The organism is Burkholderia lata (genome assembly GCF_902499025.1).
GTDB lineage: Bacteria > Pseudomonadota > Gammaproteobacteria > Burkholderiales > Burkholderiaceae > Burkholderia > Burkholderia lata_C.
In genome coordinates this window covers 91,797-117,788 of sequence record NZ_CABVPW010000004.1, presented here as the reverse complement: position 1 = coordinate 117,788, position 25,992 = coordinate 91,797, and the positions used below count along the sequence as shown (strand labels likewise).

Below are 25,992 nucleotides of genomic sequence, written 5' to 3'. Positions count from 1 at the left end.
CCTTTGCTTGGTTCTGCAAAACGACTGGGAACGCGTCGCGCGGTGTGCACGACGGAACGATGAGGCCGTCGACGGGCCGGCCTGCGCCCGGCGACGGAAACGGTACGGCGCCGGCCCGGCCGGCGCGCTCCGCTTAACGGTGGCCGAGCTGCGCGAGCAGCGCCTCGGCCGCAGGCTCCGACGACGCGGGGTTCTGCCCCGTGATCAGCAGCCCGTCGGTCACGACATGCGGCGCCCAGTCGGCGCTGCGCTCGAATTGCGCGCCGTTGGTCTTCAGCATGTCCTCGACGAGGAACGGCACGACTTCGGTCAGTTCGACGGCCGCTTCCTCGCTGTTGGTGAAGCCCGTCGCGCGCTTGCCGCGCACGACCGATTCGCCGGTCTGCGGGTTCTTCACGTGACGCAGCACGCCCGGCGCGTGGCACACCGCCGCGACCGGCTTGCCGGCCGCCAGCGCGCGCTCGATCAGGCCGATCGAATGCAGATCCTCGGCCAGATCCCACAGCGGGCCATGGCCGCCCGGGTAGAACACGGCGTCGTAGTCGTCCACGGACACGTCGGCCAGCTTGCGCGTCGAAGCGAGTTCGGCCTTGACCGCCGCATCGGCTTCGAAGCGGCGCGTCGCGTCGGTCTGGGCCGTCGGATCGTTGCTTTTCGGGTCGAGCGGCGGCTGGCCGCCCTTCGGTGACGCGAGCGTCAGCTCGACGCCCGCATCCTTGAACGTGTAGTACGGCGCGGCCAGTTCCTCGAGCCAGAAGCCGGTCTTCTTGCCGGTGTCGCCGAGCGTGTCGTGCGAGGTCAGGACAACCAGAATCTTCATGATCGGACACTCCTTCGAAAATGGATGACGGGAACGGGGCCGCACTACCGGACAACCCGGCCGGCGCGGCACGCCTGTCGGTTAGTCCGTTATGACGCGTCAACGTGCGACCCGCGTATCCGAATGCGGCATGCGCCTATTAGACCAGTCGTCTAGAACATTTCAAAATAAAACGACGGCGTCTCGCTGCACTGCCAGCATCGCAGCGCGAAATGGCAATTTCGCGTCTTGGTTGCGTGCGCCGCGGACGTCGTCGCATTCATGAAGACGGATGATAGCCTCGGATTAGACCGGTCGTCTAGTAAACGAACAATCGTCCCTGCCGTCGTCATGGCCTTTTCGGCGGAGCGCGATCCGCGAGCGTCGGCTACCGCTCGCGCCCCTCACCTTCCACCGCGCCGGCTAGCCGCGCAACGGGCCGTCCGTGTCGCCTGCCTCGATTGCCGGCGCCTCGAGACGATGCTCGCGCACGCCGTCGCCCAGCAGTCGCAGCATCAGTTCCGCCAGCGCGCGCCCCGACGCGTGGCCGGTCGGCTGCACGACCGCCGTCACGCGATGCGGATGCGCGATGTCCGGCGGCACGCCATCGTAGACGATCAGCGACATGGCCTCGCCCAGGCGCAGCCCGCTGTCCACGAGCGCCCGAAACGCGCCGCCGCCCGCGATATTGTTGTCGACCAGCAGCGCCGTCGGCCGCTCGGGCTGCGCGAGCAGCGCCCGCACCGCCTGCAGCCCGCCGTCGTGCGTAAACGGGCACTCGACGAGCAGCGCCGGATCCGGCTCGATGCCGGCTTCGCGCAGTGCCGACAGATAGCCTGCACGACGCTGCGCGGCGAAATTCAGCGCCAGCGGCGCACTGATCATCGCGATACGCCGATGCCCGAACGCCGTCAGCCGACGCACCGCATCGCGCGCGCCTGCCTCGTTGTCGAAATCGAACCACGCATACGGCTCGGCCACCTGCGTCCGGCCGTAGGCCACGTACGGAAACGCGCTCTCTTGCAGGTACGCGATACGCGGATCGTCGACCAGCGTGCGCGCGACGATCAGGCCATCGACGAGTTTGCCGTCGACGATGCGCCGATAGGTGTCCAGTTCCGCGTTCGGTCGCGCCGACGCGATGATGAAATCGAGATTGCGTTCCGCGAGCCGCTCGGTGATGCCCGCGACGACCTCGCCGAAACGCGGATCGCCGAGATCGCCCGCGCCGAACGGATAGACGATCCCGATCACGTCCGCGCGCCCGGTCGCCAGCCGACGCGCGGTCGGATCCGCCACATAGCCCATTTCCCGGGCAGCCTTTGCCACGCGTTCGCGCGTCGCCTCGCTGACGTCGTCGTAACCGTTCAGCGCGCGGCTGACCGTCGTCCGCGACAGCCCGAGCGCGTCCGATAGCGCCTTCAGATTCACCTTCACCGTCGTTCCTCGCATTCCCTATGCCGCACGGCATACCAATGGGCGGCAATTGTTTCCGTTCGGTAGCGATTACCGTCAAATAATTATCTTTTGACGCCCAAACCGGTTTGAAATAGCATCCAAACCGGTTTGGACATCGATGCCCACTCAGCCGTTCACTTTCACCTTCCCTGGAAACGACGACGAGATGACATACTTTTCCTTTTTCCGCCCGACGGCGGCCCAACGTTTGTTCCTCGCTGGCGGCGCACTCGCCGCCTTCGCGTCCGTCGCGCATGCGCAGTCCGCCGGCACGGGCGCGCCCCTGCCCACGCCCCATACGCAACAGGCCTACGATCCCGAAGGCAACTTCACGATGCGCTGGACGCGGGCGGACATCCGCCAGATCGTCGCGCAGTCGCACACCGCCGGCGCCGACAAGAACTCGCTGCCGCAGGCGCTGACGATGCCGGACATCCCGCAGGATTTCCCGCTGATCAATTCGAACGTGTGGGTGTGGGACACGTGGCCGCTGGCCGACCTGCGCGCGAACCAGCTCAGCTACAAGGGCTGGGAGGTGATCTTCTCGCTCACCGCCGATCCGCATGCGGGCTACACGTTCGACGACCGTCACGTCCATGCGCGCATTGGCTTCTTCTACCGTCGCGCGGGCATCCCCGCGTCGCAGCGCCCCGCGAACGGCGGCTGGACCTGGGGCGGCCACCTGTTCCCCGACGGCGCCAGCGTCAAGGTGTTCGGCACCGCGCCGATGACCAACAACGCCGAATGGTCGGGCTCGGCGCGCCTCACGCACGGCGACAACGTCAGCCTCTACTACACCGCGACGTCGTTCAACCGCTCGGCACCCGGCGGCGCCGACATCACGCCGCCGCAGGCGATCATCACGCGCGCCGACGGCCATATCCACGCCGACGACACGCACGTCTGGTTCAGCGGCTTCGACGATCACAAGGCGCTGCTGCAGCCGGACGGCAACTACTACCAGACCGGCCAGCAGAACACCTACTTCTCGTTCCGCGACCCGTTCGTGTTCACCGATCCCGCGCACCCGGGCAAGACCTACATGGTCTTCGAGGGCAACACGGGCGGCCCGCGCGGCGCGCGCACCTGCACCGAAGCCGACCTCGGCTACGCGCCGAACGATCCGTACAAGGAAGACCTCAACGCGGTGATGAATTCGGGCGCAGTGTATCAAAAGGCCAATGTCGGCCTGGCGATCGCGACGAACCCGCAATTGACCGAGTGGAAGTTCCTGCCGCCGCTCCTGTCGGCGAACTGCGTCGACGACCAGACCGAGCGCCCGCAGATCTACCTGAAGGACGGCAAGTACTACCTGTTCACGATCAGCCACCGCACGACGATGGCGGCCGGCGTCGACGGTCCGGACGGCGTGTACGGCTTCGTCGGCAACGGCATCCGCAGCGACTTCCTGCCGCTGAACGGCGGCAGCGGCCTGGTGCTCGGCAACCCGACCGATTTCTCCGCACCGGCCGGCGCACCGTATTCGCAGGATCCGAACCAGAACCCGCGCGAATTCCAGTCGTATTCGCACTACGTGATGCCGGGCGGGCTCGTCGAGTCGTTCATCGATGCGATCGGCGCGCGTCGCGGCGGCACGCTCGCGCCGACGGTGAAGGTCAACATCAACGCAACGTCGACGGCGGTCGATCGCGCCTATGGACGCGGCGGGCTCGGCGGCTACGGCGACATTCCGGCGAACCTGCCCGCGACCGGTGCCGGTCACAACGGCGGCAACGGCCAGTGAAATCAGGATAACCAACAATAACGAACGCTGGTAAAGGCACGGGGTTACGGAGGCGCGTATCGCGCGTGTCGCGTGCGCGCCTCCTCTTTTTTCTTCCATCCATTGCGCACACCGCCGTTGAACGCGGCTGTGCCCTCCTTTCCCGCTTTGCACAGCGGAGCACGGGACCCCGCATGATATCGACGTCTTTCCGCTTTTCCGTCCGGATCGCCCGGTTGCTGCTCGCCTGCGTGGCCTGTGCCCAGGCCGCTGCCGCGCCTTGCAACGCGCCGGCCGAACACGGCACGCCGCAATGGCGGCCCGCGCTCCACTACGCGCCGCAGCGCAACTGGATGAACGACCCGAACGGGCTCGTCTACGACAACGGCCGCTATCACCTGTTCTATCAATACAATCCGCTTGGCAACGACTGGGGCAACATGTCATGGGGCCACGCGACGAGCACCGATCTCGTCCACTGGCGCGAGCGGCCGGTCGCGATGCGCGCGAACGCGACGGAGGAAATCTTCTCGGGCTCGATCGTCGCCGACACGCTGAATACGTCCGGCCTCGGCAAGCCGGGCCACACGCCGCTCGTCGCGCTTTATACGAGCGTGTACAAGGCGGGCTCCGGTCACGCGCCGGGCATCCAGGCGCAGTCGCTCGCGTACAGCCTCGATCACGGCACGACCTGGCAGCCGTACGCACACAATCCGGTGCTGACGCTCGATCCGGAATCGAAACAATTTCGCGACCCGAAAGTGACGTGGTATGCGCCGGGCGGCTACTGGCTGATGACGACGGTCGTCGCCGACGCGCACGTCGTGAAGCTCTATCGCTCGGACGACCTGATCCACTGGAATTTCCTGAGCGACTTCACGCGGCCGGGTGTGCCGCACGACGGCACGCTGTGGGAAATGCCCGACCTCGTGCCGCTGCCGCTCGACGGCGACCCGGCGCGAATCCGGTGGGTCATGATCGTCAATGTCAACCCGTGGTCGATCGCCGGCGGCTCGGGCGCCATGTACTTCGTCGGCGACTTCGACGGCCGCACCTTTACGCCGGACCACATCGCCCCCGCCGGCTCCGATCCCGCGCAATTCCGCTGGGTCGACCATGGCGCGGACTTCTACGCAGCCGGCACCTTTTCGGGCGCGCCCGGCTCACGGCCTGTCGCGATCGCGTGGATGAGCAACTGGGACTACGCGGCGAAAGTGCCGACCACGCCGTGGCGAGGCGCGACGACCCTGCCGCGCGAACTATCGCTGAAAACGATCGACAGCGAGCCGACGCTCGTCGTCACACCGGCCGCCGCGTTCGACGCATGGGCGGACGGCAGGCCCGCCGTGCATGAAGGCGACCTCACGGTCGACTCCATGACACGCGTGCTGTCGGACGCGACGCGCGGTGTCGTCCAGCGCATCACGGTCACGATCGCGCCGCAGCATGCGGCACAGGCGGGCCTGATCGTCCGGCGCTCGGCGGATGGCTCGGTCGGCACCCGGATCGTGTACGACACGGAGAAGCGCACGCTGACGCTCGACCGCTCGCAGTCCGCCGAAACCGGTTTCGCCGACACGTTCAGCCGCCAACACATCGTGAACCTGCCGCTCGAGCACGGGCAGTTGCGGCTCGAGATCGTCGTCGATCGCGGTTCGGTCGAAGTGTTCGCGAACGGTGGCCGCGTGGCACTCACCGACCTGATCTTTCCGCCGCTCGACGCGGACCGCGTCGCCGTGTTTGCCGAGCACGGCCGCGCGACGTTCTCCGGCCTCACGGTGACGCAGCTCGAAGCCGGTGGTGGCAGGTATGGCGACTGTGCGGCGCGATGACAGATGCGATGGGCGGACGCCATCCGTCCGACAAGTGGCGGGGACTGCCCGCCCGGCGTCATGCCGGTCGGCTGCAATCCCCGCCGGGGCCTCATCGCTCAGAGCAAGCCCATCCCGCCCGACGCGATGATCTCCGCGCCGACGATGAACGCGGATTCCGGCGCGCTGAGATGCAGCACCGTCGACGCGATCTCGTCCGGGGTGCCGAACCGTCCGACCGGCACGAGGCCCTTGATCTTCTCGGCCGTCTCGTCGAGCGTGGCCGCATCGAACCCGAGCTTGCCGTAGAGCGGCGTCTGCACCGGCCCAGGGCTCACGACGTTCACCCGCACGCCATGCGGCAGCAGTTCCGCCGACAGCGTCTTCGCGAACGAATTGACGGCCGCCTTGCTCGCCGCGTACACCGACGAGCCGGGCATCCCGATGTGTGCGTTGATCGAGCCGTTGATCACGATCGACGCACCGCGGTTCAGCAGCGGCACCAGCGACTGGATCTGGAAATACGCGCCCTTCACGTTGGTGTTGAACACGAGATCCCACATGGCCTCGTCGCTGTCGGCGAACGGCGCGAGTTTCGCGACGCCCGCGTTGATGAACACGGCGTCGAGCCGTGCCCCCGCCGACGCGATCGCATCGGCCAGCGCGCGGGCCGACGCGACGCTGCCGGCCTCGTTGCGAATCGCGAGCGCGCCTGCGCCGAGCGTTTGCCGCGCGGCCTCGAGCGTCTGCGCATCGCGCCCGGTGATGATGACGCGCGCACCTTCTGCCGCGAATGCCTTGGCAGCCGCCAGGCCGATGCCGCTGTTGCCACCCGTGACGAGGACCGTCTTTCCTTCGAAGCGTTGCATGATGTTCTCCTGTGAACCGGTGAGTTGACCGTGAACACAGGATGCGCGCGGCGCCCCGCCTTGCCGTACGACGTGCGCGACGAACATGTTCGAAATCGTCGAACGTGTTTGATCGGGCCGGTCCGGGCGCCCTGTTCCGCGCCGCGTCAGCCGGCCACGTCGATGCCGTCGAGCAGGCGCTGCGCGAGCCGCGGTTCGCGCAATTGCTCGAGCCACCATTGCAGCGCGCGGCCGTCGCGGTCGCCATGCCAGGCGACATACAGCAGGTTCGGCTCGCGCGGATCGGCCGTCTGTCTTTCGACGAGTTCGCCGCCCGCGAGCAGCGACGCCACGCGCCGGCGCGGCACCCAGCCGACGCCGAGCCCGTCGCGCTGCGCAAGGATCTTCGCGCGCATCGACGGCACCGCAAGCACGGCTTGCCCGCCGAGCAGGCCATACGCGCGGCCGGCCGCGCGCCGCGACGAATCGGCGACGACGACCGCCCGGTGCTCGCCGATCGCGTCCCGCGTCAGCGCGCCGCTCACGGCGGCCAGCGGATGGCGCGGCGACACCGCGAACACCCACTCCATCGCCCCCAGCTCGAACCACTTGAAGCCGGGAATCGCCGGCGGCTCGTTGGTCGCGCCGATCACCAGATCCGCGCGGCCGTCGCGCAGCGCTTCCCAGGTTCCGCCCAGCACTTCGTGCGTGAACCGCAACGACACGCCGGAGTCGAGCGCATCGAATGCGCGGACGACCGGCAGCAGCGTGTCGAACTCCAGCACCTCGTCGCTGACGATCCACAGCCGGTCTTCCCAGCCGCTCGCGACCTGCCGCACCCGCTGCGTCAGCCGCGCGACGTCCAGCGCCAGCCGCGCCGCCTCGTCGGTGAGCAGCTGTCCGGCCGGCGTGAGCTGCAACCGGTAGCCGCGCCGGTCGAACAGCAGCGCGTCGAAGCGCGTTTCGAGCTGGCGCGCCGCGTGCGACACCGTCGACGGCGCCTTGCCGAGCCGCGCGGCCGCGCGCGACAGGCTGCCGGTGGCGCGGATCGCATCGAGCAGCGCAAGTTCGTCTTCGGACAGCATGGGCTCGCTCCGGTGTGGGGTTGTCGTGGATCGTAAGGCAGCGGCGGGCCGAGGTCCATTCGGGGGAGTCGGCCAGCGAATGCCGGCCACTGCGGTGTCGCGCCCTGTCGGTGCGCCTCGCCTCCCCGATTCCTTGCGCGTTGGCGACCGGTGCACGCGGCCCGCCAAGCGATCGCTTCGACCGACTTCCGGTATGCTGATCGACACGAAATCAACGCAATCGAGGTAACCACTGCGATGGACATCGCGATCCGCATCGAAGGCCGTCACGACCTGACGGGGCAGATCTTCCGGCAACTGCGCACCGCGATCGTCGACGGGCGGCTCGCCGGCGGCGCGCGGCTGCCGTCGACGCGCGACCTCGCGAAGCAGCTCGGCGTGTCGCGCAAGACGACGCTCGACGCGTTCGAGCGTCTCGTCGCCGAGGGCTACCTGAACACGCGCGCAGGCGACGGCACGTTCGTCGCCGACGGCCTCGCGCGCGTGCCGCATGCCGCGGCCATGTCGGCGCCATCGCTCGTCGAGGCCACGCCGCGCGTCGACGCGGTCGATGCGCGCGCGCTGTGGGACGACCTGCCCGACGCGCTCGCGATGCCCACGCCGCAGGATTCGCCCGGCTTCGACTTCCGCGGCGGCGTGACCGACAAGGCGCTGTTCCCGTTCGACGCGTGGCGGCGCTGCCTGCATCACGCGCTGCGCCAGCAGATGCGCGGCCCGGCCCAGTACCACGACCCGGCCGGCGATCCGCAGTTGCGCGGCGCGATCGCGCGCTACGTCGCGTTCAGCCGCGCGGTCGCGTGCGGCTGGGACGACGTGCTCGTCACGCAAGGCGCGCAACAGGCGCTCGACCTGATCGCCCGCGTCGTCGTGCGGCCCGGCGATGTGGTGGCGGTCGAGGATCCCGGCTATCCGCCCGCGCGTGCCGCGTTCGCGTCGCTCGGCGCGACGGTGATCGGCGTGCCGGTCGACGCGCACGGCCTCGTCACCGAACGGCTGCCCGACGACGCACGCCTCGTCTACGTGACGCCGTCGCATCAGTTCCCGCTCGGGATGCCGATGACGCTGGACCGGCGCGTCGCGCTGCTCGAATGGGCGCAGCGCCGCCGCGCGGTGATCATCGAGGACGACTACGACGGCGAGTTCCGCTTCGAAGGCCGGCCGGTGGAATCGTTGAAGAGCCTCGACCGTACGGGCCTCGTCGCGTATGTCGGCACGTTCTCGAAGACGATCTTTCCCGAACTGCGGATCGGCTACGCGATTCCGCCGCGCGCGCTGCGCGGCGCGCTGGCCAAGGCGAAGCAGATCGTCGACTGGCACACGTGCACGCTGACCCAGGCGGCGCTCGCGCGCTTCATGCTCGAAGGCGATTTCGCGCGGCACCTGAAGCGCGTGCAGAAGCACTACGATGCGCGCCGCAAGATGCTGATCGCGCATCTGCGCGGCGAACTCGCGCCGTGGTTCGACGCGATCGTGCCGACCGCCGGCATCCACCTCGCCGCCTACCTGAAGCCGGGGCTCGACGAAGCGGCGCTGGTCCGCGCGGCCCGCGCGCAGGACATCGGCCTGTACGGCATCTCGGCGTTCCATGTCGGCGTGCCGGTCCGTGCGGGCCTGCTGTTCGGTTATGGCGGCATCGACGCGCTGCGCATCGACACGGCGCTCGCGACGCTGGCCGGCCTGCTGGATTCGGGCAGCCTCGGCGGCTCGGCACTGGTTACCTGAATTTTCCGGAAATTGGCCATTCAAGCAGGCCAGCGTGCGTCTTAAAGTGGGTCCTGTCGCGCCACCGTGCGCTCCCACCGAAAGAGGACCTGCCATGCAACCGCGCCTGAACTTCTATGCCGCCAGCCCGAATGCGATCAAGGTGATGCGCAACGCCGAGGAATTCCTCGCGAAGAGCTCGATCGAGAAGCCGCTCGCCGAACTCGTCCGGCTGCGCGCGTCGCAGATCAACGGCTGCGCGTTCTGCGTCGACATGCACACGACCGACGCGCGCAAGGGCGGCGAAACCGACCGCCGCCTGGCCACCGTCGTCACGTGGCGCGAGACGCCGTTCTTCACCGAGCGCGAACGCGCAGCGCTGGAATGGACCGAGGCGCTGACGCTGGTCGCCAGCAACCACGTGCCCGACGCCGTCTGGGAAGCCGTGAAGCCGCACTTCACCGACGAAGAACTGTTCGACCTGTCGATGCTGATCGCGACGATCAATTCGTGGAACCGCCTCGCGATCGCGTTCCGCAAGATGCCCGAGTAAGGAGACGACGATGACTGACGCTACGCTCCGTCGCGCCGCCCTGTGCGCATCGCTCGCCGCTGCCGCCGCGCTGCTGCCGGCCGCCGCCCGGGCACACGACACCGGCGACAACGTGCATACGATCATGCAACAGGCCGTGCCCGAAGCGCCCGGCAAGCTCGCGGTCGTCGCGACCGTCGACTATGCGCCCGGCCAGGCGTCCGCAGCGCACCGGCATCTCGGTTCGGTGTTCGCGGTCGTGTCGAAAGGTGAAGTGCTGTCGCAGGTGAACGGCGGCCCGCTGCACCGCTACCACGCGGGCGAAGGCTGGTACGAGGCGCCCGGCTCGCGCCACCAGGTGTCGCGCAACGCGAGCGCGACCGAGCCCGCGCAGCTCATCGTGTTCGGGCTGACCGGCGAACACGTGCCGCTGACGTCGCCGATCGATCAGTGAACGTCGCGGGCGGCGGCACGCCGAGCAGCCCGCGAATCGGGCTGTCGGCCGGCCCGCGCGGGGGCTGCGTCAATACACCCGGCCGCCGACCGTGGCCGATTCCAGTTCCCGCGTCAGGGTGTCGATCCCGCCGACGGCCGCCACCGTTTTGACCACGCCGACGCCGGGTGCCCGCCACTCGTCGGCGACGGTCGTCACCTGGCCGTCCGGATCGACCGCGACCTGCGTAACACGGTAATGGCACGCGGCGGCGAACGTCTTGCCGTTCCGCAGGCGCACGGTGTCGCGCCCGACATAGGCACGCCGCGTCGATACCACCGTTTGCTGGCCGTCAGCCGGAACGACGACCGTATCGCGATAATGCGTCGATTCGTTTCCTTCGAGGCTGATCGCCTCGGCATAGGGCGGCGCATAAATGTCACGCAGCATCAATTTGCCGGCGATCGTCTGATCCTCGCCATAGTACGTGCGCGCGCCATTGCCGACGTGATAGTAGCGATGCGTCTGCACGATCGAATCGGCCGAGGCTTCGGTCTCCCGCGTCATCGACATGCCTTGAAAGGTGGCCGGCAAATACGTCCGCGTCACGACGCCGTCGTCGGCAATCGGGCTGTGCGCCGATGCGCGCACATACACATGCAGGCTGACGGTATCGCCTTCGCGATAAACCGGATCGCATTCGGCATTGGCTACATCGGCCTCGTTCACGCGGCTGCCTGCCGCATCCGGCGCCGGCCGGTCCTGCCCCCCGCACGCGGGCAGGAGCAGACAGGCCAGCGCCGCCGTCGACACCCCGGCCCATCGTTTTTTCGTCATGGCTGCCCCCGGATACCGACTCGAATAAACGGCCGGTTCCCGACTGTTCTTTTTGCACGGCCCTCGGTACTGCTTTTAATGTGTGTCTGTCGTGGTTCAAGCGTGTTTCGGGCCGATGATATGATGGCTCGCGCGATGACAGGTGTCTGTGCGTCTCTATTTGGTGCATTTCCGTCCAGCGTGCCGGGATCGCCCGGTTCCGGTCGACCGTCACCGCAATTGCCGTTTTCCTGTTTCCGGGAACGAACGGAACGGCGTCTTCCCTACCCGAAGGGCAAGCAATGGATAGCCCGTCCGTACTGGACACCTATCGCTTTTCCACCCTCGATGCGCCGCCCGCCGAGCGGTTCGACGCATGGGTCGCCACCAGCGGCAGCTGGTCGTTCGTCGCCCCCGACGACCGCTCCGTGCCGTTCGACTGCCGGTTCGACGCAACGCGCGTCGGGCCGTTCACGATGGGCCGGCGCACCTGGCTGAATCCCGAGCGCAACGTCGCCTACGGGATGGCGCGCACCGCGCGGCAGATCCGCGCCGACGGGCTGGATCACTACTACCTGCTGCTGCATCTCGGCGGCAGCATCACCTGGCAATTCGGCAAACGGACGGTCGACATGCGCCCGGGCGGCCTGTACCTGATCGACACGGCCCACGCGTTCGACTGCATCGTCAGGACCGGCGACACGGTCATCGTGACCCTGCCGCGCGACCTGTTCCATCCGGATACCGCGAAGCTGCACGGCTGTGCGATGGCGCCGGCGATGGGCGGCATCCTTGCAGACTACCTGCTCGCATTTCACGACAACCTGTCGGGATTGTCCGCCGCGCAGGTGCCCTACCTGACGCAGGCGACCACGAACCTGCTGCACGCATGCGTGCAGCCCTGCCCCGACACGCTGATCCAGGCCGGCACGGAGATCGACGCCGCGCTGCGCGAGCGCGCCCGAAGCTACATCGAGCAGCACCTGACCGACCCCGATCTGTGTCCGGACGCGATCTGCAAGGCGATCGGTGTTTCGCGCCCGAAGCTGTACCGGCTGTTCCAGCCGGACGGCGGCGTGATGAAGCTCGTGCAACGCACGCGACTCCTGCGTATCCGGAACATGCTCGCGGACCCGACCCGTCCCCGAACCCGCATTGCGGATCTCGCATGGCGCTACGGATTCGCCAGCGACAAGCACTTCAGCCGGTGTTTCAAGGCCGAATTCGGGCACAGCCCGCGTGAAACGATCGAGCAGTCCCCTCGGCGTTCCGACGAAGCTTCGCTGGCCTCGATGGCGGCCGCGCCGCGCGGCGAGCCGGCGGACGCGACCTTCAGCGACTGGATCGTCAAAGGCAACCGGCGCGCGGCCTGAGCGCGCGACATCCGCGTTCGCACGCCTCGCCTCTTCTGTAGCCGCTTCCTTCATTCGAACGTCGCGTGACGGTGCCTGACCGTCTCGAAACCGCGCTCGTCCGTGCCGCGATTCACGCCGCCCCTGATCCCGGTCAACGCCAGCGGAAACCCTTCCTTGAAATTAACTAACTCATCAATTAGCGTCGATTTCATGAACGCGAAATCCACCGTCGCCAGGCCACGCGGGCGCCGCCCGTCGGTCGACGATTTCGACCTGCGCGACCACATGCTCGACGTCGCGATGCAGCTGTTCGCCGAGCGCGGCATCGCCGCGACGACCGTCGCGCAGATCGCCGCCGCCGCCGGCGTCACGTCGGCGATGGTCCACTACTACTTCACGAATCGCGAGCAGCTGCTCGACGCAATCGTCGAGGAGCGGCTCGCGCAGGCCATCGCGTTCGTGTGGCGGCCGACCGAGCCGCAGATCGAAAACGATCCGTTCGCGCTCGTCGCCGAACTCGTCGACCGCTTCTTCGACGTCACGCAGCGCATGCCGTGGCTGCCGTCGATCTGGCTGCGGGAGATCATTCATGAGGGCGGGCTGCTGCGCGAGCGGATGGTCCGGCGCATTCCGCTCGAACATGTCGGGCGCTTCGCCGAACGCATCCGCGGCGCGCAGCAGGCCGGCACGCTGAACCCCGCGCTCGAACCGGCGTTCCTGTTCCATTCGATCATCGCGCTGGTGATGCTGCCGCTCGCGACCGCGAAACTTTGGCAAAGCGCGCGCGGCCTGCCGCCGATCGACCGCGACGTGCTGCATCGCCACGTCCGCGCGCTGCTCGGTTCGGGCATGCAGCCGCCGGCCGCCGCGCCGCGCGCGCGGGCCCGCTCACCACGGAGGCCATCGTGAACGCGGCCCGCGCGCTGCCGCTCGCGCTGGCCGCCGCCGTCGCGCTGCTTGCCGGTTGCGGACGGTCGGCCGGCAACGGCACCACCTACCAGGGCTACGTCGAAGGCGAATTCGTGTACCTGTCGTCGTCGCAATCGGGCACGCTGACGCAGCTGTCGGTCGCGCGCGGCCAGACCCTCGCTGCCGGCGCACCCGCGTTCTCGCTCGAAGCCGTCAGTGAAACGGCCGCGCTGCTGCAGGCGCAGCACCAGCTCGCAGCCGCCCGCGCACAACTTGCCGACCTGCAGACCGGCAAGCGCCCGCCCGAAATCGCGGTCACGCAAGCGCAGCTCGCGCAGGCCACCGCGCAGGCCGCGCGAGCCGCCGCACAACTCACTCGCGATGAAAGCCAGTACGCGGCCGGCGGCCTGTCGAAGCAGCAGCTCGACGATTCGCGCACGTCCGCGCAAACCACCGCCGCGCAGATGCGCGAACTGCAGAAACAGGTCGATGTCGCGCGCCTGCCGGGCCGTGCGCAGCAAGTTACCGCGCAGGCCGCGCAGGTCGACGCCGCACAGGCGGCGGTCGCCGAGGCGCAATGGAAGCTCGACCAGAAACGCGTCGCCGCGCCCGCCGCCGGGCGCGTGTACGACACGCTGTACCGCGTCGGCGAATGGGTGCAGGCCGGCAATCCGGTCGTGCAGATGCTGCCGCCGCAAAACCTGAAGGTGCGCTTCTTCGTGCCGGAGGCCGCCGTCGCATCGCTCGTGCCGGGGCGCACGGTCGCGATCCACTGCGACGGCTGTGCGACCGACGTGCCCGCGCGCATCACCTACGTGTCGAGCGAGGCCGAATACACGCCGCCCGTGATCTACAGCAACGAGAGCCGGACCAAGCTCGTGTTCATGATCGAGGCGCGCCCCGCCGTCGCCGACGCGCCGAAGCTGCACCCGGGCCAGCCCGTCGCCGTGAGGGTGCCATGAACGCGCCGCCCGCGCCGTACGCGATCGACGTCGATCGCCTGAACAAGCATTTCGGCGACAAGCATGTCGTGAAGGACGTGTCGCTGCGCGTCGCGCGCGGCGAGATCTTCGGCTTTCTCGGGCCGAACGGCAGCGGCAAGACCACGTCGATCCGGATGATGTGCGGGCTGCTCACGCCCGACTCGGGCAGCGGCACGTGCCTCGGCTACGACATCGTGCGCGACAGCGCGCAGATCAAGCGCCGCGTCGGCTACATGACGCAGCGCTTCTCGTACTGGGAAGACCTGTCGATCCGCGAGAACCTCGACTTCGTCGCCCGCGTGTACGGGATGCCGGACCGCAAGGCCGCCGTCTCGCGCGCACTCGACGGGCTCGGCCTCGCGAGCCGCGCGGATCAACTCACCGGCGCGCTGTCGGGCGGCTGGAAGCAGCGCCTCGCGCTGGCCGCCTGCATGCTGCACGAGCCGGCGCTGCTGCTGCTCGACGAGCCGACGGCCGGCGTCGACCCGGCCGCGCGCCGCGACTTCTGGGAAGAGCTGCACCGGCTGGCGGCACAAGGGATCTCGGTGCTCGTCAGCACGCACTACATGGACGAAGCCGAGCGCTGCCACAAGCTCGCGTACATCGCGTACGGCGAGCTGCTCGCGCAGGGCACGTCGGCGGAGATCGTCGCGTCGCAGGGGCTCGCGACCCGCGCGATCACCGGCACGCATCTGAGCGAACTGTCCGCGCGGCTGCGCACGATGCCGGGCGTCGACCAGACGGTCGTGTTCGGCTCGGCGCTGCATGTGAGCGGCCGCGATCGCGCGCTGCTCGACGCGACGCTCGCACAGGTCGCGGCGCAGGCAGACGGGCCTGCCGCGCTGCAGGTCGCGCCGATCGACACCGGGCTCGAAGACGTCTTCATCTACATGATGGGCCGCGCATCCGGGGCGCCCGGCGGAGCGTCGTCATGAACGCATGGGCGCGCCTGCGCGATTCGTTCTCGGTCGCGCGCTGGTGGAGCATCGTGCTGAAGGAATTCCTGCAGCTGCGGCGCGACCGCGTGACGTTCGCGATGATCGTCGGCGTGCCGATCATCCAGCTCACGCTGTTCGGCTTCGCGATCAACACCGATCCGAAGCACCTGCCCACGGCCGTGATCGTCGCCGATGCGAGCCCGTTCGCGCGCAGCTTCGTCGCCGCGATGCGCAATTCCGCGTACTTCGACATCGTCGAGACGCTGCCCGACGAGGCGGCCGGCCGGCATGCGCTCGCCCGCGGCGACGTGCAGTTCGTGCTGAACGTGCCGGCCGATTTCTCGCGGCGGCTGCTGCGCGGCGAGCGTCCGTCGCTGCTCGTCGAGGCGGACGCGACCGATCCCGTCGCGACCGCGTCGGCGATCGCCGCGCTGCCGGGCCTCGTGCAGCCCGTCGCGGACAAGGACCTGACGGGCCCGCTCGCCTTCCTGAACGGCCGCCCGGCCGCGTTCGACGTCGTGCTGCACCGGCTGTATAACCCCGAGGGCATCACGCAATACAACGTCGTACCGGGCCTGATGGGCGTGATCCTGACGATGACGATGGTGATGATGACGGGCCTTGCGATCACCCGTGAACGCGAGCGCGGCACGATGGAAAACCTGCTCGCGACGCCCGTGCGGCCGCTCGAAGTGATGACGGGCAAGATCGTCCCGTACGTGCTGATCGGGCTGATCCAGGTGTCGATCATCGTCGCCGCGGCGCGCTTCGTGTTCGACGTGCCGTTCGTCGGCGGAGTGTTCGCGATTTACCTGTCCGCGCTGCTGTTCATCGCCGCGAACCTGACGGTCGGCATCACGCTGTCGTCGCTCGCGCAGAACCAGTTGCAGGCCATGCAGCTCGCGGTGTTCTACTTCCTGCCGAACATCCTGCTGTCGGGCTTCATGTTCCCGTTCGCCGGGATGCCGAAGTGGGCGCAGATCATCGGCAACCTGCTGCCGCTCACCTACTTCAACCGCCTCGTGCGCGGCATCCTGCTGAAAGGCAACGGCTGGAGCGACCTGTGGCCGTCGGTGTGGCCGGTCGCGCTGTTCACCGTCGTCGTGATGGGCGTCGCGCTGCGCTTCTACCGGCGCACGCTCGACTAGGCGCGACACCATGAAACCGGCTTCGCGTCGCCTTTCCCACGCCGCCCGCGGTTGTACGCTAGGCGCCGCCGCACTGCTCGTCGCCGGATGCGCGGTCGGGCCGGATTTCCACGCGCCTGACGCGCCCGCCACGCAGCACTACACACGCGGCGAGCCGCCCGCGACGACGGCCGACGCTGCCGGCCCGACCGGCGGCGCGCAGACGTTCGCACCGGCTGCACACACACCGCAACGCTGGTGGACGCAGTTCGGCTCCGAACCGCTGAACCGGCTCGTCGATACCGCGTGGCACAACAGCCCGACGCTTGCCGAGGCCCGCGCGCGGCTCGACGAAGCACGTCAGAACCATGCGGCCGAAGCCGGCGCAACGATGCTGCCGAGCATCGACGCGAACCTGTCCGCCACGCGCCAGCGCGTCGACACGACCGCATTCGGCCTGCCCGCCAATGTGCCCAGCCCGGGGCCGTTCACGCTGTATGACGCGTCGGTGAGCGTGTCGTACGTGCTCGACGTGTTCGGCGGCAACCGGCGCGCGCTCGAAGCGCTACGCGCGCAGGTCGACTACCAGGCGTACACGTTCGACGCTGCGCGCCTGACGCTCGCGGGCAACGTCGTCGCGACCGCGATCCTGCGCGCGTCGCTCGCGCAGCAGGTCGCGCTCACGCGGCAGCTGATCGACGCGCAGGCGCAGCAGTTGCGCATCGTCGAAGCGCGCTTCACGGCGGGCGGCGTATCGCAGGCCGACGTGCATGCGCAGCGCGCGCTGCTCGCCCAGACGCAGGCATCGCTGCCGCCGCTCGCGGCCCGCCTCGCGCAGTCCGGCCACCGGCTCGCGATCCTGCTCGGCGTGCCGCCGTCCGAGGCCGTGCTGCCCGACCTCACGCTCGATACGCTCGCGCTGCCGCGCACGCTCCCTGTCGCATTGCCGTCGACGCTCGCGCGCGAACGCCCCGACATCCGCGCGGCCGAAGCCGTGCTGCACCAGGCGAGCGCGAACGTCGGCGTGGCCACCGCGAACCTGTATCCGCGCTTCTCGATTTCGGCGGGGATCGGCTCGGAGCGCACGCGCGTCGCGGATCTCGTGAGCGGGCTCAATGTGTGGAATGTCGGCCTCGGTCTGACGCAACCGCTCTTTCACGGCGGTGAACTGCGCGCAAAGAAACGTGCGGCCGAAGCGGCGTACGACGCGGCGTTCGCGAGTTACCGGGAAACCGTGCTCGACGCGCTGCAGCAGGTGGCCGATGCAATGCGCGCGGTCGAGCACGACGCGGCTGCACTGCAGGCGAGAGACACCGCCGCGCAGGAAGCGGCGGCCAGCGGCCGGATTGCCGGCGACCGCTACGCGGCGGGCGGGATCAGCACGTTCGACCTGCTCGATGCGCAGCGGCAGACGCTGCAGACGGCGCTCGACCGTACGCGCGCGCAGGCCGACCGGCTTGCCGATACGGCGGCGCTGTTTCAGGCGCTCGCGGGAAGCTGGACGGATGGCGCGGCGGAGTGATCGGTTGGACGGCATTGGCACGGGCCTGACGCTGCCGTCTGCACGCCAGCACCCCGTGAGCGATGCGCTTGTCAGGCGCGGCTCTCGTCGCCCTCCGCATCCGGTCGATGCCGGCCGGTAACGGAACCGGAATACGCGCAATACCAATACGTACCGCACATAAAAAAACCGGCCCGAAGGCCGGTTCTTCAACCGCATGCCGCAAGCGGCGCTCGCGCGCCGCGCGACATCAGAAGCGGTGGATCATGCCGACGCCGACGCCGATCTGGTTCTGCTTCGAACCTGCGCCCACGCCGTCGCCGATCGACGTCGTTGCAGCGATGATCTTGCCGCCGTTCAGCGTGTTGCCGCTCGAATGCTGGTAAGCCTCAACTGCGTAGAGGCCCGTGCGCTTCGACAGGCTGTAGTACTGCGACAGCGTGACCTGGTGGTACTTGGCCGAGCTGGTGATGCCGTTCGACTGCGTGGCTGCCGTGTACGAGTAGCCCGCTGCGAAGTCCCACTGAGCGGCTGCCTTCCAGTGCAGCACGGCGCCTGCCGTGTTGAAGATGGCCGTGTTGCGGAACGCCGAACCCGTGCCCGGCGTGTACTGGACGTTCGAGTACGATGCCGAAATGTCCCATGCCGGCGTGAACTGGTAGCCAGCCGTCACAGCGATACGCTGCTGCGATTGCGCGGTAGCGTAGCCGTTGTTGATCGACGACACTGCCGGCTGCGCGCCGTTGCCGTTCGCATCGAGGCCGTTCTGGACCGTCGAGTTCGCGCCCCACACGCCGCCGCCGAGCGTTGCGTTGTTGATCTTCTGATAGCCGACTGCGATGCCTGCCGGGCCGTTCAGGTACTGGATCGCCGCGCTCCACGTCGAGCCGCGGTTCGTCGCGCCTGCCACGCCGCCGAACGAGTACGAACCGCCGACCGTGAAGCCGTAGAACTTCGGCGACATGTAGACGAGCGAGTTGTTCGAGCGGTAGCTGGTATCCAGCGAGTCGATATCGCCCGGGTGCGCGCCGTAGTAGCCGGTCAGCCAGGTCGTCGGGCTGTACGGCGACAGCAGCGTGTAGTACGCGGTGTACTGGCGGCCGGCCGTCAGCGTACCGTACGTGTTGTTGGTCAGGCCAACCCACGCCTGACGCGTGAAGATGCCGTTGGTCCACTGCGACGAGCCGTTAGCCGTGTTGACGCCGGCTTCCAACTGGAAAATCGCCTTCGTGCCGCCGCCGAGATCTTCGCTGCCCTTCAGGCCGAAGCGGCTGCCTGCCCACACGCCGGTGGACATCTGCACCTTCGAGTGACCACCCGAGGTAGCACCGACTGCCGACGAGTTGTTCTGGTAAGCCAGACCGTTATCGACGATACCGTACAGGGTCACGCTGCTTTGAGCGTGGGCGGCGGTAGCGGCTGCAAGGCCAGCTGCCGTCATGGCGACAGCGACGCGCTTTTTCATTGATTCTCCGTCCTCAAAGAATGATTTCTTTTGTGGTGTGGTTTTATGACCTGACACATGTGCGAGTACATGCCGGCGCAATTCTGACGGATTACCGATTATTTCCCAACACGCACAGTCGGTCGTCGTATGATCGACGCAACGCACGGGTTCACCAAGCGGTTACATAACACCTGAAAACGCTTACGCAGCGGGCCTTTCCGGCATTTCCCGGTGAAAACCCTAGCTTTACATTTTTACGGGTGCAACGCGACCGTCGGATGTCGTCAGATGCCTTCGGCAAAATACGTCTTACAAATGCGCGACCGTAGCTGACACCACGATTCACGCCGCCGCGAAGGATCGCTGACGTTCATGACACCCACGTTTCGCGAAACGAAATAATGAAAACGTTTTTAGTCGACGCGCGGGAGATGAGCGGGAGCGGCCCGGCGAACGCGGGCCGAGGGGCGATGCCGGCGCCTGTCGCGCCGGCATCGTTCAGTGCGAATCAGCGCGTGGCCGGCTGCACGAGATGCGCGCTCACGGCATCGGCGAGCGCGGTCAGGCGCGCACGAATCGCGGCGTTCGAACCGACCAGCGCGAGCGACGACGCCATGATCCGGTAGACGCGCTTTCTCGGCACCTTGGCCGGCTTCGCCGGATCGAGCCACGCCGCATGGCCGGCCAGCAGTTCGAGCGTTTCGAGGCCGATCATGATCGGCCACAGGCACGCGAGCCGCAGCCGCACGAAACGGCGCGGGATCGCGAGCGTATACAGGCACGCGTCGCGATACTGGTCGAGCGTCACGCGCAGCAGTTCGACGAGTACGCCGCGCGCGCGCGCCGACGCATCGGGCGACATCAGGTCGGCGACACCGAGCCCGTGCGCGCCCAGCACGTCGTCGGGCAGGTAGCAGCGGCCGATGCGCAGATCCTTCCCGCAGTCGCGCAGGATGTTGGTCATCTGCAGCGCCTTGCCGAAACGGATGCCCTTCTCGCACATGTCCGGCAGATTCCAGCCTCGCGCGGCCGGCGTGTGCATGCCCGTCATGTCGGTCCAGAACTCGCCCACGCAGCCGGCGACGAGATACGTGTAGCGGTCGAGTTCGGCGCGCGTCGGCAGCGACGCGACCTGCCCCGATTGCTCGTCGGGGAACGTGCGCAGGTCGAATACCATCCCCGCCGTCAGCGTCGCGACCACCTTGCGGATCGAAGCGCGATCGGCGTCCGGCTGCGTGCGCAGCAGCGCGAGCATCGGCTCCATCGAGCCGAGCAGCACATGTTCGTGCGAATCGGTCTGCATCCGCGTCACGTCCTCGAGTGCACGCGACAGCGCGACGCCGTCGCCGAGCCGCTCGACCTCGTCGCGCAGGTCGGTCAGCAACGCCGCCCGGCGATCGGGGGCGACGAGCGCCGTGTCGGCGATCGTGTCGGCCGCGCGCGCGAGCAGGTACGCGAGGCCGACCGGGTCGCGCATGCCGTCGGGCAGCACGCGCAGCGTCAGGTAGAAGGAGCGGGAAACGTTCTTCAGCAGGTTGCCGAGCAGGAAAGCGGAATCGGTTCGAGTCGTCATGGGTCGGGAAAAATCGGTCGGCCCGGGCCCGGACGCACACGGGCCTCCGGCACCCGCGCCGGCCCGCGAGTCGCCGCATCGTCGCGTCAGGCGGGCGTCGGCCCCGGCACGGCGATGCAAAATTCCCGCAAGTTTAGTGCATCCGGCGCACGGCCTGCCCGAGACGGGCGGAATGCGGCCTGCGCCAGGCCGCCGCCAGCGGTCCCGCCGCCTGCATCGCGCCCTGAAAACATTGAATGGAAAGGTCGAAGTAATACATATGTAATTATTCGGTGCGACGATCCCGTCCCATTCGACTCCGTGCGACCCGGCACGACAGCCGCACCGCCGGAGCGACCGCCCCTTTCCGACTCTCGTTTCGAAGGTTCACCGACATGCTATTCAAGCGCCCGACCTCCCTGCGCTACGTCCCGTTCGCCTGTGCCGCCGCGTTCCTGCTCGCCGCGTGCGGCGGTGACGACGACGTCGCGTCCGATCCCACCCAGCCGATTTCCGCGAAGGTCCAGGTGGTCGGCCATCGCGGCGCGAGCGCGCTGCGCCCCGAACACACGCTCGCGTCGTACCGCAAGGCGGTCGAGGACGGCGCGGACGTGATCGAGCCCGACCTCGTGTCGACCCGCGACGGCGTGCTCGTCGCGCGCCACGAGAACGAGATTTCCGGCACGACGAACGTGTCGACGCTGCCGCAGTTCGCGAGCCGCAAGGCGACCAAGACGATCGACGGCGCGGAGCTGACGGGCTGGTTCACCGAGGATTTCACGCTCGCCGAGCTGAAGACGCTGCGCGCCCGCGAGCGCATTCCGCAGGTCCGCCCCGCGAACACCGCGTACAACGACCAGTTCGAGATTCCGACCTTTGACGAGATCGTCGCGCTCGCGAAGCAGATGTCCGCGCAGACCGGCCGCACGATCCACCTGTATCCGGAAACCAAGCATCCGACCTACTTCCAGTCGATCGGCCTGCCGCTCGAGGACCGTCTCGTCGATGCACTGCTGAAGGATTCGTACACGGCACGCACGGCGACCATCTACATCCAGTCGTTCGAAGTCGCGAACCTGAAGACGATCCGCAACCGGATCAAGGCGAGCCAGCCGAACTGGAAGCTCGTGCAGCTGATGGACGAAGCCGGCCAGCGCCCGTACGACTTCGTGAAGGCGAACGACAAGCGCACCTACGGCGACCTGTCGACACGCGACGGCATGCGCGAGATCGCGACCTACGCAAACGGCGTCGGCCCGTACAAGACGTCGATCATCGCCGTCGCCGCGGACGGCACGCTGCAACAGCCGACGCCGTACGTGCGCTACGCGCACGAAGCCGGCCTCGTCGTGCATCCGTACACGTTCCGCCCCGAGAACAACTTCCTGCCCGCATCGCTGAAGGATGGCGGCACGCCGGCCACGCGCAACACCGCGGGCTCGGTGCGCGAGATCCAGGCGTACCTGCGTGCGGGCATCGACGGCTTCTTCACCGACGATCCGGCCGTCGGTCGCACGGCTGTCGACACGTTCAAGCGCTGACCCGCGCAGAACGTGCCCGTCGTGCGGTAACGGGGCGCGGCGCACTGCGTGCCGCTGCGCCCCGTTACGCCGCGTCGGTCAGATCACGTTGAAGTGATGCGTGCCGTCCCGCTTCAACTGATCGACCAGCCCGTATTCCCAGTCGAGATACGCCTGCATCGCGGCCGCCGCGTTGTCGGTGCCTTCGTACGGGCGCCGGTAGCGATCGACGCGCGGTGACGCGAGATGCGTCTCGCCGCTTTCGAGCGGCAGCCCGCCCTCGATCCACGCGGCCGTTCCGCCGGTCAGCACCGAGATCTCGGCCGAAGCCGGCAGCAGCGCACGTGCGTCGTCCGCTGCGAACCGCGCCAGCAGGCTCGATCCGCACGTGAACACATAGCGCTTCGCGGGCGGAATCGCCGCGAGCGCGTCGCGCAACTGCGCACGCACGGCAAACCACGCGCCCGGGATATGGCGCTTCACGTAGTTCGCGCTGGCCGTCACGTCGACGATCGCCAGCTCGCCCGGCGCGGCCTCCTTCAACCAGCCTGCGAGCGTCGCGGGCGATACGTCCGTCACGGTCGGCGTCGCCGGCACGTCGCGCGGCGGCTGGCCGCGCTCGCCGAACGTCGCCGTGCCGCCCTCCGGTTCGACGACGCGCACGTCCCAGCCCATCTGCGCGAGCCACGACGCGGTCATGTCGGCGCGCACGCCGTCGTCGTCGGCGAGCACGATCCGCGCGCCGCGCACGGCCGCGTGATGGTCGGTTTCCTGCACGAGCTGACCGCCAGGCGTGCTCAGGAAGCCCGGCAGGTGGCCGGCTTCATATTCCTCCGGCGTGCGCACGTCGAAGCGGTACAGCGTGCGGCCCGGCTCGTCGAGCGCCGCGACATCCGCGAGCGCGATGCGCGGCACGCCCGCCCGTTCGGCCACCGAGCGCGCCGCCTGGCGCGCGTCGGCGCGCTGCGTCGCGTCGATGTCGTCCGGGAAGCGCCGCGCGGCGCCGCGTTCGAGCGTCTGCCCGGCAAGCGTCCAGCCGATCGTGCCGTTGCGCAGCGCGGCAACCGGATTCGGCAGCCCCGCGTTGACCAGCGACTGCGTGCCGATGATGCTGCGCGTGCGGCCCGCGCAGTTGACGATCACCTGCGTCGCCGGGTTCGGCGCGAGCGCGCGCACGCGCAGCACGAGTTCCGCGCCCGGCACGCTCGTCGAGGTCGGGATGTTCATCGTCTGGTACTCGTCGAAACGGCGCGCGTCGACGATCACGACATCGGCCTTCGCATCGATCAGCGCCTGCACCTCCTGCGCGGACCGCGACGGCGTATGCCGCTCGGCCTCGACCCACTCGCCGAACGACTTGCTCGGCACGTTCACGTCGATGAACAGTTCGCCGCCCGCGGCGAGCCAGCCCGCGAGGCCGCCGTCGAGCAGCCGCACATCGGTGTAGCCGAGCTGCGCGAGCTTCGCGGCCGCGCGCGGCGCGAGATCCTCGCCGCCCGCTTCGCCGAACACGACGATCGGCGTGTCGCGGCGCGGAATCCGCGTCCAGGCGTCGAGTTCGAGTTTCGACAGCGGAAAGTTGGCGGCCCACAGCGGATGGCCCTGCGCGTACGGATCTTCCTCGCGTACGTCGATCAGCGCGATCTCGTCGCGGGCAAGCAGGCGGGCGCGCACGTCCTGGTACGACGCGACGGGAAAGCGGGAGGTGGAATCGGCGGATTGCGTCACGGTGTCTCTGTCTCGAATGCGTTGAAGTCGGTGAAGAAAGCGGAACGGATGAATCTTGGGCCTGCCGGCGCGTGACGGCAACCGGCCGCGCCTGCGGGCGTTGCATCAGGCATCAGGCATTCGAATAACCCGACACGAACGGCTTCACGGTCCCGTCGTCCAGGAACACCGCGCGCTCGACCTTGCCGATGTTCGCGCCGTACACGTGGATGCTGATCGATACCTGATCGTCGAACGCGTTGGTCACGCGATGGACGTCGCCGATGCGCGGCGACACGGCCTCGATTTCGCCCGGCTGCAGCCGCGCGGCTGCGCCGGACGGCACGGGCAGGCCCGCTGCGTCGAACCCGTACGGCTGCGAGATTTCGCCGCCGCGCAGCATCCCGATCAGCCCCCACACCGTGTGGTTGTGGATCGGCGTCGTCTGGCCCGGCCCCCACACGAAGCTGACGACCGAGAACCGCTCGTCCGGGTCGAGATGCAGCAGGTACTGCCGATAGCGCGCGGGGTCGGGCTGCGCGAATGCGTCGGGCAACCAGTCGTCGTGTTCGACGAGCGCGGCAAGCAGCGCGCCGCCCTCGTCGAGGATGCGCGCCTCGTTCGCGCCGGACGCGAGCAGCGCGCCCAGACCGTCGACGAACGGCCGCAGCGGCGTCTGATGCAACGAAAGCGTACTCATCGGCTGGCTCCTCGAATATGATGCCGAATATGTTGGATCGTCATGATGCACCTGAAAGACCATGCAGAACAAACATGAAAATTAGCGATATCGACGCTTTTGCAGCGGTCGTCCGCTGCCAGACCCTGAGCCAGGCCGCGGCCAAGCTCGGGATGACGCAGCCCGCGATCACGCGGCGCGTCCAGAATCTCGAGGAAGCGCTCGGCGTGATCCTGCTCGATCGCAACACCAAGCCGCCACGCCCGACCGACATCGGCCGGCAGGTATTCGAGCAGTGTCGCGCGATCCTGCGCGAAGTCGATGCGCTGCGCGAACTGACGGCCGGCGAGCAGCCGCCCGCCGGCGAATTCCGGATCGGGCTCACGCAGGGCCTCGGCGAGCTGATGCTGCCCTCTCTGATCGCCGAACTCGCCGCGCAGTGGCCCGCACTCGCGACGCAGGTCACGACCGCGTGGGGCGGCATGCTCGTCGAACGCGTCGCCCGCCGCGAGCTCGACGCGGCACTCGTGTTCCTCGCGCGCGAGATGGTGCTGCCGGCGCAGGTCGAGGGTGAACGGCTGCTGGCCACGCGGCTCGTCGCGGTCGGCCGCAAGGGCGACTGGCCGCGCCGCAGCTACCGGCTTGCCGATTGCCATGCGCATGGTTGGGTGCTCAATCCCGACGGCTGCGGTTTTCGCGCGGGCTTGCGGCGCGCACTCGACGCGCAGGGCCTGCCGATGCCGGTCACGCTCGACACCTACGGCCGCGACCTGCAACTGCAGAGCGTCGCGAACGGCTTCGGTATCGGGCTGATGCCGCTGCCGCTCGTCGAAGGCAGCCCGCTGCGGGAGGCGCTCGACATCGTGCCGCTCACCGATTTCAAGCCGCAGATCGATCTGTGGCTGTTGCGCCGGCACGATGCGGCCCGCTTCGACGCACCGCTCGCAGCCGTTGCCGCGCATGCGCGCACGGCGTTCGCGTTGCCCGAGCAGACGCACGGCAAGGCTGCGTGACCGTTCCGGGCGGCGGCGGTATCGCGCCGCCCGATCGACGCCCACGTGCGCCCTG

General features: G+C 68.3%; 23 protein-coding genes. 13 read left to right on the top strand and 10 right to left on the bottom strand.

Translation table 11 applies throughout. The features are described from left to right. Positions 1-133: 133 nt before the first annotated feature. Together BDI24065_RS05350 and BDI24065_RS05345 are read right to left on the bottom strand one after the other, a co-directional pair. Entirely contained in the window at positions 134-820 is a 687-nt protein-coding gene (locus BDI24065_RS05350) for a type 1 glutamine amidotransferase domain-containing protein (protein WP_175030330.1), read from the bottom strand. 402 nt (positions 821-1,222) lie between these two features. Next, entirely contained in the window at positions 1,223-2,251 is a 1,029-nt protein-coding gene (locus tag BDI24065_RS05345; protein ID WP_175030329.1) for a substrate-binding domain-containing protein, read from the bottom strand. 172 nt (positions 2,252-2,423) lie between these two features. Here BDI24065_RS05345 and BDI24065_RS05340 point away from each other — a divergent pair, with 172 nt between their 5' ends. Beyond that, positions 2,424-4,001 carry a glycoside hydrolase family 68 protein gene (locus BDI24065_RS05340; RefSeq protein WP_175030328.1) on the top strand — a complete coding sequence of 526 codons (1,578 nt, stop codon included), beginning with the start codon at positions 2,424-2,426 and terminating at the stop codon, positions 3,999-4,001. Between the two features lie 173 nt (positions 4,002-4,174). Then, entirely contained in the window at positions 4,175-5,812 is a 1,638-nt protein-coding gene (locus tag BDI24065_RS05335) for a glycoside hydrolase family 32 protein (RefSeq protein ID WP_175030327.1), read from the top strand. A 98-nt stretch (positions 5,813-5,910) separates the two neighbouring features. Here BDI24065_RS05335 and BDI24065_RS05330 read toward each other — a convergent pair whose 3' ends face one another. Then, entirely contained in the window at positions 5,911-6,660 is a 750-nt protein-coding gene (locus BDI24065_RS05330; RefSeq protein ID WP_041493590.1) for an SDR family oxidoreductase, read from the bottom strand. Between the two features lie 146 nt (positions 6,661-6,806). Then, complete coding sequence (locus BDI24065_RS05325; protein ID WP_175030326.1) at positions 6,807-7,724, bottom strand: LysR family transcriptional regulator; 918 nt, start codon at positions 7,722-7,724, stop codon at positions 6,807-6,809. A gap of 237 nt (positions 7,725-7,961) precedes the next feature. On the opposite strand from BDI24065_RS05325, the gene BDI24065_RS05320 reads away from it, so the two are divergent. The 3 genes from BDI24065_RS05320 to BDI24065_RS05310 all read left to right on the top strand — a co-directional run bounded on the left by BDI24065_RS05320 (position 7,962) and on the right by BDI24065_RS05310 (position 10,411). Beyond that, a complete protein-coding gene (locus tag BDI24065_RS05320; protein WP_175030325.1) occupies positions 7,962-9,446 on the top strand; it encodes a PLP-dependent aminotransferase family protein in 1,485 nt (494 codons plus the stop codon). Positions 9,447-9,540: 94 nt separating this feature from the next. Further along, entirely contained in the window at positions 9,541-9,978 is a 438-nt protein-coding gene (locus BDI24065_RS05315) for a carboxymuconolactone decarboxylase family protein (RefSeq protein ID WP_175030324.1), read from the top strand. Between the two features lie 10 nt (positions 9,979-9,988). Further along, on the top strand, positions 9,989-10,411 hold the full coding sequence (locus BDI24065_RS05310; protein ID WP_175030323.1) for a cupin domain-containing protein: 423 nt from the start codon (positions 9,989-9,991) through the stop codon (positions 10,409-10,411). A 69-nt stretch (positions 10,412-10,480) separates the two neighbouring features. On the opposite strand, the gene BDI24065_RS05305 is transcribed toward BDI24065_RS05310, so the two are convergent. After that, entirely contained in the window at positions 10,481-11,227 is a 747-nt protein-coding gene (locus BDI24065_RS05305; RefSeq protein WP_175030322.1) for a hypothetical protein, read from the bottom strand. A gap of 281 nt (positions 11,228-11,508) precedes the next feature. Here BDI24065_RS05305 and BDI24065_RS05300 point away from each other — a divergent pair, with 281 nt between their 5' ends. Continuing rightward, entirely contained in the window at positions 11,509-12,579 is a 1,071-nt protein-coding gene (locus tag BDI24065_RS05300; protein WP_175030321.1) for a helix-turn-helix domain-containing protein, read from the top strand. Between the two features lie 50 nt (positions 12,580-12,629). Here BDI24065_RS05300 and BDI24065_RS05295 read toward each other — a convergent pair whose 3' ends face one another. Continuing rightward, entirely contained in the window at positions 12,630-12,773 is a 144-nt protein-coding gene (locus tag BDI24065_RS05295; RefSeq protein ID WP_175030320.1) for a hypothetical protein, read from the bottom strand. Here BDI24065_RS05295 and BDI24065_RS05290 point away from each other — a divergent pair. The 5 genes from BDI24065_RS05290 to BDI24065_RS05270 are packed head-to-tail and all read left to right on the top strand — an operon-like array spanning position 12,772 to position 18,040. Beyond that, complete coding sequence (locus tag BDI24065_RS05290; RefSeq protein ID WP_175030319.1) at positions 12,772-13,470, top strand: TetR/AcrR family transcriptional regulator; 699 nt, start codon at positions 12,772-12,774, stop codon at positions 13,468-13,470. The two genes, BDI24065_RS05295 and BDI24065_RS05290, sit on opposite strands and share 2 nt — an antisense overlap. Continuing rightward, positions 13,467-14,432 (top strand): HlyD family secretion protein, encoded by a 966-nt coding sequence (locus BDI24065_RS05285; RefSeq protein WP_175030318.1) that lies wholly within the window; start codon positions 13,467-13,469, stop codon positions 14,430-14,432. The genes BDI24065_RS05290 and BDI24065_RS05285 overlap by 4 nt, the downstream gene beginning before the upstream one ends. Beyond that, on the top strand, positions 14,429-15,388 hold the full coding sequence (locus BDI24065_RS05280) for an ABC transporter ATP-binding protein (protein ID WP_175030317.1): 960 nt from the start codon (positions 14,429-14,431) through the stop codon (positions 15,386-15,388). The genes BDI24065_RS05285 and BDI24065_RS05280 overlap by 4 nt, the downstream gene beginning before the upstream one ends. Further along, positions 15,385-16,539, top strand: coding sequence for an ABC transporter permease (locus BDI24065_RS05275; RefSeq protein WP_175030316.1), 1,155 nt, complete (start codon positions 15,385-15,387; stop codon positions 16,537-16,539). Before BDI24065_RS05280 ends, BDI24065_RS05275 begins: the two co-directional genes overlap by 4 nt. Positions 16,540-16,549: 10 nt before the next feature. Next, positions 16,550-18,040 carry an efflux transporter outer membrane subunit gene (locus BDI24065_RS05270; protein WP_175030315.1) on the top strand — a complete coding sequence of 497 codons (1,491 nt, stop codon included), beginning with the start codon at positions 16,550-16,552 and terminating at the stop codon, positions 18,038-18,040. 229 nt (positions 18,041-18,269) lie between these two features. Here the strand turns inward: BDI24065_RS05270 and BDI24065_RS05265 are convergent, their stop codons facing one another. Beyond that, positions 18,270-19,484, bottom strand: a complete 1,215-nt coding sequence (locus tag BDI24065_RS05265) for a porin (RefSeq protein ID WP_175030314.1) — start codon at positions 19,482-19,484, stop codon at positions 18,270-18,272. 490 nt (positions 19,485-19,974) lie between these two features. Beyond that, entirely contained in the window at positions 19,975-21,039 is a 1,065-nt protein-coding gene (locus BDI24065_RS05260) for a phytoene/squalene synthase family protein (protein ID WP_175030313.1), read from the bottom strand. Positions 21,040-21,413: 374 nt separating this feature from the next. Here BDI24065_RS05260 and BDI24065_RS05255 point away from each other — a divergent pair, with 374 nt between their 5' ends. Next, positions 21,414-22,559, top strand: a complete 1,146-nt coding sequence (locus BDI24065_RS05255) for a glycerophosphodiester phosphodiesterase (protein ID WP_175030312.1) — start codon at positions 21,414-21,416, stop codon at positions 22,557-22,559. 78 nt (positions 22,560-22,637) lie between these two features. Here BDI24065_RS05255 and BDI24065_RS05250 read toward each other — a convergent pair whose 3' ends face one another. Both BDI24065_RS05250 and BDI24065_RS05245 read right to left on the bottom strand, forming a co-directional pair. Then, positions 22,638-24,266: a rhodanese-related sulfurtransferase gene (locus BDI24065_RS05250; protein ID WP_175030311.1), complete on the bottom strand. Its 1,629-nt coding sequence runs from the start codon at positions 24,264-24,266 to the stop codon at positions 22,638-22,640. 112 nt (positions 24,267-24,378) lie between these two features. Further along, positions 24,379-24,945, bottom strand: a complete 567-nt coding sequence (locus BDI24065_RS05245) for a cysteine dioxygenase (RefSeq protein WP_175030310.1) — start codon at positions 24,943-24,945, stop codon at positions 24,379-24,381. Between the two features lie 17 nt (positions 24,946-24,962). Between BDI24065_RS05245 and BDI24065_RS05240 the strand changes: the two genes are divergently transcribed. Then, positions 24,963-25,937, top strand: coding sequence for a LysR family transcriptional regulator (locus tag BDI24065_RS05240; RefSeq protein WP_175030309.1), 975 nt, complete (start codon positions 24,963-24,965; stop codon positions 25,935-25,937). The last annotated feature ends 55 nt before the right edge of the window (positions 25,938-25,992 follow it).